We start from the raw sequence: 9,567 nt of genomic DNA on the forward strand, positions 1-9,567 counted from the left end.
CCCCCCCGCTCCTGTGCCGGGGTGCCGCGACCGCGACCGAACGGCCTTGCGGCACGCGTGTTCACACGGCCGCAACACCCGTTCCCACCATGCGGACATTCACCGCCGCGGCGTGGACAAGCGGCTGCTTCGCTGCCACTCTCCGGCCATGTACCGACCCCGACGCGCCCTGCGCCCCGCCGTCTCCGTCTGCACCGTCGCCCTGCTCGCCCTCGCCTCGGGCTGTGCTCCGCAGCCGGAGAGCAAGGCGTCCGGCAAAGCTTCCGGGAGCACCGCCGAGAGCTGCGCCAAGGGCTCGTTGAGCACCCGGACCCCCGGCAAGCTCACCGTCGCCACCGACGAGCCCGCGTACGAACCGTGGTTCAAGGACGGCAGGCCCGCCGACAAGAAGGGCTTCGAGTCTGCGGTGGCGTACGCCGTGGCGCGGCGGCTCGGCTTCGCCGACGGCGACGTCGTCTGGCAGAGCGTGCCCTTCAACAAGGCCTTCGCCCCCGGCGCGAAGACCTTCGACTTCGACATCAACCAGGTGTCGATCAGTGCCGAGCGCAGGAAGGCCGTGGACTTCTCGTCCGGCTACTACGACGTACGCCAGGCGGTCATCGCGCTGAAGGGCTCCGAGGCCGCGAAGGCGACGGGCCTCGCGGACCTCAAGGGCCTGAAGCTGGGCGCGCAGGTCGGCACCACCAGCCTGGACTACATCGACGACGTGGTGAAGCCGGCCCGGGAACCGGCCGTGTACGCGAAGAACGACCAGGCCAAGTCCGCCCTGAAGAACGGTCAGGTCGACGCCGTCGTCACCGATCTGCCGACCGCCTTCTACATCACGGCCGCCGAGGTGACCGACGCGAGGATCGTCGGGCAGTTCGAGAACAGGGGCGGCACACCGGAGCAGTTCGGGCTCGTCCTCGACAAGGGCAGCGCGCTGACCCCCTGCGTGACGAAGGCCGTGGACGCCCTGCGCGCGGACGGCACGCTCGCGAGGATCGAGAAGCGGTGGCTGTCCGAGGCCGTCGACGCCCCGGTGCTCAGGTGACGGCGACGAGTGGGCGGCGGGCGGAGGACGGCCCCGAAGGAGAGACGGCCGCGGAGGGCGCGCCGGGCGGGGGTGTGCTCGAGGCGGAGGTGTCCGAAGAGGGCGCGCCCGAACGGGATCCGGCCGGTGGAGCGACGCCCGGGCGGAACGAGGTGTACGTCCCGTCGCGGAGGAGGATCGAGCGCGAGCGCCACCGGCGCGGCCGGGCCCGCCGTTCGACGGCCGTGGCCGCGCTCTCCACGCTCGTCACGGCCGTCGTGCTGTACCTCGTCGTGGTCGACGCGCCGGGCTGGCCGCGCACGAAGGAGACGTTCTTCGACGCGTCGTACGCGCGTGAGGCCTTCCCCAAGGTCCTCGACGGTCTCTGGCTCAACCTGCGGCTGTTCGCGGTGTGCGGTGTCGTGGTGCTCCTGCTGGGCACCCTCGTGGCCGTGGCGCGCACGCTGAAGGGGCCGGTGTACTGGCCGGTCCGCGCCCTCGCCACCGCGTACACCGACTTCTTCCGCGGTCTGCCGCTGATCATCTGTCTGTCGATCGTCGTGTTCGGCGTACCCGCGCTCCAGTTGCAGGGCGTCACCACCGACCCCGTCCTCCTCGGCGGCGCGGGCCTGGTGCTGACGTATTCGGCGTACGTCGCCGAGGTCGTCCGCGCCGGCATCGAGTCCGTGCACCCCTCGCAACGGGCCGCGGCACGCTCGCTGGGTCTCACCGCGCGGCAGACGCTCCGTCATGTGGTGCTGCCCCAGGCCGTCCGCCGTCAGGTCCCGCCGCTCCTGAACGACATGGTGTCCCTCCAGAAGGACACCAGCCTCGTCTCGATCGGCGGCGCGGTGGAGGCGATGCGTTCCGCGGACGTCATCGTCGGCCGCAGCCTCAACTACACGGCCTACATCGTCGCGGCGCTGCTCTTCGTGGCCCTGACCGTCCCGATGACGCGCTTCACCGACTGGGTCACCGCCCGCACGGACCGGCACCGCGGCCAGGGAGGCATCGTATGAGCGAGACACCCGTACCCGGCGGCCCGTTGCTGCGGATGGAGTCCGTCCGCAAGACCTTCGGCGACTCGGTCGTCCTGCGGGACGTCGATCTGGAGGTCGCCCCGCACACGGTCACCACGCTGATCGGCGCGTCCGGCTCCGGGAAGTCCACGCTGCTGCGCTGCGCCAACCTCCTGGAGGAGGTGGACGACGGGGCGATCTGGCTGGACGGCGAGGAGATCACCGACCCGGTGACCGACCAGGACGCGGTGCGCCGACGCATCGGCGTCGTCTTCCAGGCGTACAACCTGTTCCCGCACATGACCGTCCTGGAGAACATCACCCTCGCCCCGCGCCGGGTGCACGGGGTGGGCCGCGCGGAGGCCGAGGCACACGCGCGTGAGCTGCTCGAACGGCTCGGGCTCGGCGCCAGGGCGGGCGAGTACCCGGACCGGTTGAGCGGGGGCCAGCAGCAACGGGCCGCGATCGTGCGCGCCCTGGCCGTGCGCCCGAGGCTGCTCCTCCTCGACGAGATCACCGCCGCCCTGGACCCCGAACTGGTGGGCGAGGTCCTGGACGTCGTCCGCGATGTGAAGGCGGACGGCATGACCATGGTCCTGGCCACCCACGAGATGGGCTTCGCACGCGAGGTCTCGGACCAGGTCTGCTTCCTGGAGGACGGTGTGATCCTGGAGCGCGGCACGCCCGAGCAGGTCTTCGGCGACCCGCGGCAGGAACGCACACGGCGCTTCCTCGGGCGGATCGTCGAGGCGGGACGCCTGTGACCGGGGGCGGACACGCGACCGGACGTCCCCGGCTCCACGTGTCCGCCCGCTCCACCCGCTCCGCCCGGTCGGGTCCTCGGCCGGAACCTCGTGCTCAGGTGTCCGCCCGCCCCGTTCCCGCGAGGGCCGCCACCCGCTCCACCGCGAACGCGTACCCCTGCACACCACAGCCCGCGATGACCCCGTCGGCCCGCAGCGACACGTACGAGTGGTGCCGGAACTCCTCGCGCTGGTGGATGTTGGAGATGTGGACCTCCACCACCGGAAGTCCGTCACAGGTGTTGAGCGCATCCAGGATGGCGACGGAGGTGTGCGAGTAGGCGGCAGGGTTGATCACGATCCCGGCGTGGTTGAGGCGGGCCTCGTGGATCCAGTCCACCAGCTCGCCCTCGTGGTTGGACTGCCGGAAGTCCACCGTTCCCCCGTGCGCGGCCGCGGCCTCGGCGCACAGCGTCTCGACGTCCGCGAGCGTGTCGGAGCCGTAGATCTCCGGCTGCCGCTGCCCGAGGAGGTTCAGGTTGGGGCCGTTGAGAACCATGATCGGGGCGCTGGCGAGGGTGCGGGGCACGTTTCCTCCGGTCCTTCGGGTCTGCCGGCCCGTCAAGGGCCGCTGCTCGGACCCGGTTTATCACGGTGCACCGAAAGGGTGACGGCTCGTACGCTCGCGCCATGACGACCCCCGTGTACCCTCCCAAGCCCGTGCCCGGTGACCGGGTGGCCGTGATCTCGCCGTCCAGCGGTCTGCCCGGCCTCCTGCCGCTCCCGTACGAACTGGGCCTGGAGCGGCTGCGGAAGGAGTTCGGCCTGGAGCCGGTCGAGTACCCGGCGACCCGGAAGATGGGGTCGACCCCGCGGGAGCGGGCCGACGACATCCACGCGGCGTTCGCCGATCCGACGGTCAAGGCGGTCATCGCGTCCATCGGCGGCGACGACCAGATCACCGTCCTGCCGCTGCTGGACCGTGAGCTGATCCGGGCGAATCCGAAGCCGTTCTTCGGATACAGCGACAACACGAACCTCCTCGTCCACCTGTGGAACGCCGGGATCGTCGGCTACCACGGCGCGACGGTCATGTGCGAGCTCGGCCGGCCTGGTGCCATGGATCCGCTGACCGCGGAGTCGCTGCGGGCCGCGCTGTTCACCTCCGGCCCGTACGAACTGCGTCCCGCGACCCGTTTCCGCGAGGTCGACCTGCCCTGGGAGGCGCCGGAGAGCTTCCTCGCCGCACCGTCGACCGAGCCGGGCTCGGGCTGGACCTGGGTCCGCCCGGACCGGGTGGTCGAGGGCCGTTCCTGGGGCGGCAACATCGAGATCCTGTCGTGGCTGCTGATGGCCGACCGCGAGATCGCCCGCGATCCTTCCGTGTACGACGGCCACGTGCTGTTCCTGGAGACCTCGGAGGACATGCCCGGGGCCGACGACGTCTTCTGGATCCTGCGCAGCATGGGCGAGCGCAGCCTGCTGCGACGCTTTCCGGCGCTCCTCATGGGCCGGCCGAAGGCGTGGTCGTTCGAGCAGCCCCACGAACCCGGGGCCAGGATCCGATACGCCCGGGACCAGCGCGAAGCGGTCCTCCGGGCCGTCGGCACATACGCCCCGGACATGATGGTCGTCTTCGATGTGGACCTCGGCCACACCGATCCCCAGATCGTCATCCCCTACGGAGGGACCGTCCGGGTCGACGGTCCGGCCAGGCGCATCACCGTCACCTACTGACGCACGCCGTGCTCCCGCACGCCCCCGTAACTGATGGTCACTGTGGGTAGTTGATCCGGCATGCACGACGTACGCACCGTAAGGGCGCCTTCCATGCTGCGGCTCGCGGCCGCCTCGCTCACCGGGACGGCCATCGAGTTCTACGACTTCTTCGTCTACGGGACCGCGGCGGCGCTGGTTCTCGGACCTCTGTTCTTCCCCACGTTCTCGCCGCTGGCAGGGACACTGGCGGCCTTCGGGACGTTCGGCGTCGGTTTCGTCGCCCGTCCGCTGGGCTCGGTCCTGTTCGGGCACATCGGGGACCGGCGCGGGCGGCGGCCGGTCCTGCTGGCCTCGCTGCTGCTGACCGGCGCGGCGACCGTCGCCGTCGGCTGTGTTCCGACGTACGACCGCATCGGTGTCGCGGCTCCCGTGCTGCTTCTGGTGCTGCGCTTCCTACAGGGGCTCGGCCTCGGCGGCGAGTGGGGCGGGGCGGTGCTGCTGACGGCCGAGCACGCGCCCGCCGAACGGCGGGGGCTGTGGTCGGCCTTCCCCCAGATCGGTCCGTCCCTGGGGTTCGTGCTGGCCAACGGCGTGATGCTGGCGCTGTCGTCGACACTGTCCGACGCGCAGTTCGCGCAGTGGGGCTGGCGGGTGCCGTTCTGGGCGGCGGGGGTCCTCGCGATGGCGGGGCTGTGGCTGCGCGGTTCACTGAAGGAGACCCCGCGGTTCCTCGAAGTGGGGGACCACGCGCGTGTGCCGCTCGCCGAGGTGGTGCGCGACCACTGGCGGCTCGTCCTGCTGACGGCCGGCGGACTCGCCGTCGGATACGCCGTCTTCTACGCGGTGACCACCTGGGCGCTCGCCTACGGCGTCGAACGGCTCGGCGTGAGCCGCGCCGTCATGCTGACCTGCATCATGGCCGCGGTGGTGGTGAAGGGGGCGCTGACACCCCTGGTGGCCCTGCTGGGAGACCGCTACGGGCGGCGGCCGCTGTGCATGGCGGGCTGCGCCGGCGCGGCACTGTGGATGTTCCCGATGATCGGCCTGCTGTCGACCGGTGAACCCCTGCTGATGTTCCTCGGCTTCCTGGTGGCGCTCATCGCGTTCATCACCATGTTCGCGGTGATCGCCGCGTATCTGCCGGAGCTGTACGAACCGCGGGTGCGCTGCACGGGCGCGGCCGTGGGATACAACCTGGGCGGGGTCCTCGGGGGCGCGCTCACGCCGATCGTGGCGACGGCGGTGGCGAGCGGGGAGCGCGTGCCATGGGGCGTCGCCGCCTATCTGACGGGGATCGCGCTGCTGAGCCTCGGGTGCTTCGCGCTGCTGCCGGAGACCCGGCCGGTGCCCAGGCTGGCGGTCGCGCCCCTCGCGGACTGACCGCCGGTCAGGGGTTGACGGCCAGTTCCAGGTAGGCGGCGAACACGACCAGATGGACACCTCCCTGAAGCGGGGTGGCACGCCCGGGAACGACCGTCAGCGAGCTCACGACCACGGTCAGCGCCAACAGCACCATCTCCGTCGCGTTGAGGCCGAGAACGAGCGGTCCGGAGAGCCAGACCGAGGCCAGGGCGACGGCCGGGATGGTCAGTCCGATGCTGGCCATCGCGGAACCGAGGGCGAGGTTCAGGCTGGTCTGCACCCGGTCCCGGCGGGCGGAGCGCAGCGCCGCGATGGTCTCGGGGAGGAGCACGAGCAGCGCGATGATCACACCGACCACGGAGTGCGGCATGCCGGCCGCCTCGACCCCGGACTCGATGGTGGGCGACACGCCCTTGGCGAGGCCGACCACACCGACCAGGGCCAGGCCGAGGAGCCCCAGGCTGAACCCGGCCTCGCGGGCCGACGGGGCGTCGGCGTGGTCGTCCACGTCGATGACCTTGCCCTGCTGGGTGATCGGCAGGAAGTAGTCACGGTGCCGGACGGTCTGGGTCGCCACGAACAGGCCGTACAGCACCAGGGAGGCGACCGCGGCGAAGGTGAGTTGCGCGGCGGAGAACTCCGGGCCCGGCTTGCTGGTGGTGAAGGTCGGGAAGACGAGACTGAGGGTGGCGAGCGTGGCGACGGTCGCCAGGGCGGCCCCGGTTCCTTCGGCGTTGAACACGGCGGTCCCGTGGCGCAGTGACGCGACGAGCAGGCACAGGCCGACGATCCCGTTGCAGGTGATCATGACGGCCGCGAACACCGTGTCGCGGGCCAGCGTCGAACTCTTGGCGCCGCCGTCCGCCATCAGGGTCACGATGAGGGCGACTTCGATGATCGTGACCGCGACGGCGAGGACGAGGGATCCGAAGGGTTCCCCCACCCGGTGGGCGACCACCTCGGCGTGATGCACCGCGGCGAGCACGGAACCCGCGAGAACCAGCGTCACCAGCGCGACGACCGCGCCCGGCAGGTCGCGTCCCCAGGTGAAGGTCAGCAGTACCACCGCGAGCACGGGCACCACGACGGTCCACCGCGTCACGAGTGACCTGAGCCGAACGATCATGCCGCGATCGTCGCAGTCGTGGGCGAGCCCCGCACTCCGGCGGCCCTGGGCGCTCGCCTGGATCGCGGCGGACGAGCCCGGACGGGTGCCGGGAGCGATGGCCGGTGATGCCGCGCGCACCGCTCCCGGAGGTGGCCGTCGCCGTGTCCGACGCGGTCAGACGTCAACGCTCTCCTTCGAAGCGCTCTCGGTCCGCTCCCGTGCCGTCTGCTTCCTGGTGGCGGCCAGGCTGGTGATCGTGGTGACCACCAGGACCGCGCAGATCACGCCGAGCGACACCGGAATGGATATCTCGGGAACGTGGACGCCGGACTCGTGCAGCGCGTGCAGGACGAGCTTGACGCCGATGAATCCGAGGATGACCGACAGACCGTAGCTGAGGTGGACCAGCTTCTTGAGCAGGCCGCCGATGAGGAAGTACAGCTGCCGCAGCCCCATCAGCGCGAAGGCGTTGGCCGTGAAGACGATGTACGGGTCCTGGGTCAGGCCGAAGATCGCGGGGATCGAGTCGAGCGCGAAGAGCACGTCGGTGGTGCCGATCGCCAGCATCACGACCAGCATCGGCGTCATGACGCGCTTGCCGTTCTGGCGGATCCACAGCTTGGTGCCGTGATAGCGGTCGGCCACACCGAACCGCCGCTCGGCGGCCTTGAGCAGTCTGTTCTCCTCGAACTCCTCGTCGTCCTCGTCGGCCCGGGCCTCCTGGATCAGCTTCCAGGCGGTGTAGATGAGGAACGCGCCGAAGATGTAGAAGACCCAAGCGAAGTTCGCGATGATCGCGGCGCCGGCGGCGATGAACACCGCGCGCAGGACGAGGGCTATCAGGACGCCCACGAGGAGCACGCGCTGCTGGTACTTCGAGGGCACCGCGAACTTCGCCATGATCAGGACGAAGACGAAGAGGTTGTCGACGCTCAGCGACTTCTCGGTGATGAAGCCGGCGAAGAACTCTCCGGCCGGCTCTCCGCCGGCGAAGAGGAGCAGTCCGAGTCCGAACAGCCCGGCGAGGGCGATCCAGACGACGGTCCAGATTCCGGCTTCCTTGATCGATACGTCGTGCGGCTTGCGGCCGATGAAGAAGTCGGCCGCGATCAGAGCGGCCAGTCCCACGATGGTCAGGACCCACAGGGTCAGGGAAACATCCACTGCGCCTCCGGCAGTACGTAACGGCAGTTTTCAGCGTCGTTCGCCACCGGAGGTCTCTTCCACCCGACACCGCCCGGGGCGCTGGATGCGCCCCGAAGCCTGCGGGCCGACGCCCCGGGATCCGACTCGATCCGTACTGACGGGTGCGTCGCAGCAAGTAGGGAGTACTCCCCTCCGTATGGAAAAAGAGTACCCGAATCACCAAGGAAAGGTAAAGGGATTGGTAAAAGAAGGACCAAATTCGCTGGTCAGAGCACTTTGCAGTTACTTGGTCAAGCCGTTCGGTCTCTCGGATCGACAGGTTCGCGAAGGTCAGGACGGACCGGGACGGGGTGACCGGGACGGGGTCAGCGGTTCCACGACCGGCGGGCCGCCGCCACCTGGGCGAGGACCTGCTGGAGCACCTGGCTGTTCGCGGGAACGAGCGAGGGCTCGTACGTCCACGCGTGCCCGACCCATGGATCGGCGAGATGGTCGTCGGGCACCGGAGTGATCCGCAGCAGCGACCGCCAGAGGGGATCGAGCAGCGGCCCGTACGCCGCCGCGTCCTCCCGGTCGGCCACCATCATCAGATGGACACCGACGGCAGGCCCCTCGTCCGCCAGGTAGCGGAGCCGGGTGACGGCACGGTCGTCGAAACCGTGCGGGAAGTCATTGACGATCAGCAGCTGTTCGGCGGTGTCGAAGCCCGGCGGCAGCGAGTCGGCCGCTCCCCCGCGCATCGCCATCTGCACCAGGTCGACGCGCTGGGTGAGGCGGCTCAGCACGTCCGTCACGCCCGCGGCACCCGCGGCCGGAGGGCCGGCGAGCACCCCGGACTGCGTCAGGGGCGCCAGGGACGAGGCTCCGGTGCCGGCCGGGTCGATGACATGCACGCTGAACTCGCCCGCGGGATACACGGCGAGCAGCCGGGCGGCGTGCGCCACGGCGGTGTCCATGGCGAGGCGGCGCAGCTGGTCGGAGTCGGCGAGCGTGCCGTCGAGAGAGGTGCGCCCGCTGTCGACCCACAGACCGCGCTCCAGCGGCAGACGCACCAGCATCGGGATGCTCAGGTTCTCGGTCTCGGGCAGACGGAGGTCGCCGAGCCGCAGCGCCATGGGTATTTCCATGGGGGCGCGGTAACCGTGCCAGACCGGGTTGTCCCAGCGCGCGTAGGCCATCGGCAGCGCGGGCTCCACGACCTCGGCCTCGGCGGCGAGCTGGGCGAGGTCCCGGTCGAGAGCGGCCCGGGCCTGGTCGACCAGCTGCGTGTGCTTGGCACGGGCGGCCTCCCGGGCCTCGTCGCCCTGCCCTCCGATCCTGCTGCGCGGGTCGGACAGGACCTGGTCGAGCTCCTTCTCCATGCGGGAGTCGGCGAAGTCGACGGCGCTGCGGTACGCGGCGACGGTCCGGGCCAGGTCCTCGAACATCCCCCATACCTGGTTGTACAGCCGCTCCTCC

General features: G+C 70.4%; 8 protein-coding genes and 1 pseudogene. 5 read left to right on the top strand and 4 right to left on the bottom strand.

Annotation, left to right across the window (positions count from 1 at the left end; genetic code table 11):
• The first annotated feature begins 148 nt into the window (after window positions 1-148).
• The 3 genes from CW362_RS41485 to CW362_RS41495 all read left to right on the top strand — a co-directional run bounded on the left by CW362_RS41485 (window position 149) and on the right by CW362_RS41495 (window position 2,795).
• Complete coding sequence (locus tag CW362_RS41485) at window positions 149-1,033, top strand: ABC transporter substrate-binding protein (protein WP_103554762.1); 885 nt, start codon at window positions 149-151, stop codon at window positions 1,031-1,033.
• A gap of 152 nt (window positions 1,034-1,185) precedes the next feature.
• A complete protein-coding gene (locus CW362_RS41490; protein ID WP_240658333.1) occupies window positions 1,186-2,031 on the top strand; it encodes an amino acid ABC transporter permease in 846 nt (281 codons plus the stop codon).
• Window positions 2,028-2,795 (top strand): amino acid ABC transporter ATP-binding protein, encoded by a 768-nt coding sequence (locus CW362_RS41495; protein WP_206301218.1) that lies wholly within the window; start codon window positions 2,028-2,030, stop codon window positions 2,793-2,795. Before CW362_RS41490 ends, CW362_RS41495 begins: the two co-directional genes overlap by 4 nt.
• Window positions 2,796-2,889: 94 nt before the next feature.
• Here the strand turns inward: CW362_RS41495 and aroQ are convergent, their stop codons facing one another.
• On the bottom strand, window positions 2,890-3,363 hold the full coding sequence (aroQ, locus tag CW362_RS41500) for a type II 3-dehydroquinate dehydratase (protein WP_103554763.1): 474 nt from the start codon (window positions 3,361-3,363) through the stop codon (window positions 2,890-2,892).
• Between the two features lie 101 nt (window positions 3,364-3,464).
• Between aroQ and CW362_RS41505 the strand changes: the two genes are divergently transcribed.
• Both CW362_RS41505 and CW362_RS41510 read left to right on the top strand, forming a co-directional pair.
• Window positions 3,465-4,511 carry a S66 family peptidase gene (locus CW362_RS41505; protein ID WP_103554764.1) on the top strand — a complete coding sequence of 349 codons (1,047 nt, stop codon included), beginning with the start codon at window positions 3,465-3,467 and terminating at the stop codon, window positions 4,509-4,511.
• A gap of 60 nt (window positions 4,512-4,571) precedes the next feature.
• Entirely contained in the window at window positions 4,572-5,873 is a 1,302-nt protein-coding gene (locus CW362_RS41510; protein WP_206301219.1) for an MFS transporter, read from the top strand.
• 7 nt (window positions 5,874-5,880) lie between these two features.
• Here the strand turns inward: CW362_RS41510 and CW362_RS41515 are convergent, their stop codons facing one another.
• The 3 genes and pseudogenes from CW362_RS41515 to CW362_RS41525 form a co-directional block, all read right to left on the bottom strand.
• Entirely contained in the window at window positions 5,881-6,981 is a 1,101-nt protein-coding gene (locus tag CW362_RS41515; RefSeq protein ID WP_103554769.1) for a calcium:cation antiporter, read from the bottom strand.
• Window positions 6,982-7,137: 156 nt separating this feature from the next.
• Window positions 7,138-8,127, bottom strand: a complete 990-nt coding sequence (locus CW362_RS41520; RefSeq protein ID WP_103554766.1) for a TerC/Alx family metal homeostasis membrane protein — start codon at window positions 8,125-8,127, stop codon at window positions 7,138-7,140.
• A 347-nt stretch (window positions 8,128-8,474) separates the two neighbouring features.
• Window positions 8,475-9,567, bottom strand: a pseudogene (locus CW362_RS41525) (TerD family protein); the annotation flags it as partial.

This window comes from Streptomyces populi, from assembly GCF_002911015.1.
Taxonomy (GTDB): domain Bacteria; phylum Actinomycetota; class Actinomycetes; order Streptomycetales; family Streptomycetaceae; genus Streptomyces; species Streptomyces populi.

What these genes read in the sequence shown, in the direction of transcription:
- CW362_RS41485 (WP_103554762.1), top strand. Translation starts at nt 149, where the DNA reads ATGTACCGACCCCGACGCGCCCTGCGCCCCGCCGTCTCCGTCTGCACC.
- CW362_RS41495 (WP_206301218.1), top strand. Translation starts at nt 2,028, where the DNA reads ATGAGCGAGACACCCGTACCCGGCGGCCCGTTGCTGCGGATGGAGTCC.
- CW362_RS41505 (WP_103554764.1), top strand. Translation starts at nt 3,465, where the DNA reads ATGACGACCCCCGTGTACCCTCCCAAGCCCGTGCCCGGTGACCGGGTG.
- CW362_RS41510 (WP_206301219.1), top strand. Translation starts at nt 4,572, where the DNA reads ATGCACGACGTACGCACCGTAAGGGCGCCTTCCATGCTGCGGCTCGCG.
- CW362_RS41515 (WP_103554769.1), bottom strand. Translation starts at nt 6,981, where the DNA reads ATGATCGTTCGGCTCAGGTCACTCGTGACGCGGTGGACCGTCGTGGTG.